1 protein-coding gene is annotated in these 283 nt (G+C 43.1%); it reads right to left on the bottom strand.

Annotated elements, in window-relative coordinates; genetic code table 11:
* Nucleotides 1-283: sulfatase-like hydrolase/transferase (locus tag ACNKXV_RS14590; protein ID WP_417908423.1), on the bottom strand; the 283-nt coding region annotated here is incomplete at both ends.

The following is a 283-nucleotide window of genomic DNA, read 5'->3' as shown; positions in this document are numbered from 1 at the left end:
CGAACTCCGTTTGTGGCCAACCAATCGAGGTTAGGTGTTTCCACTTCACTTCCATACGCACCGATATCGGACCAGCCTAGGTCATCGGCAAAAATCAGGACAATGTTTGGCCTGGAAGGAGGGTCTTTTTCTTGGGGTGAAAATGAAAAAGCATTCATCAAAAGCGCTAGGAGATACAGAGCCATGGAGCAAGTGGTTTTGTCAAAAGTTAAGAATTTGACTTCAATGCGCTGTCCTTTACTGAATTGAATGTCTTTAAAAAAGGAAGTTAGTCCTTCAGAAA

The sequence above is a fragment of the Christiangramia aquimixticola genome, assembly GCF_048285835.1.
Taxonomy (GTDB): Bacteria; Bacteroidota; Bacteroidia; order Flavobacteriales; family Flavobacteriaceae; genus Christiangramia; species Christiangramia aquimixticola.
The sequence above is the reverse complement of the archived record's forward strand: the minus strand, read 5'-3'. Positions and strand labels throughout refer to the sequence as shown.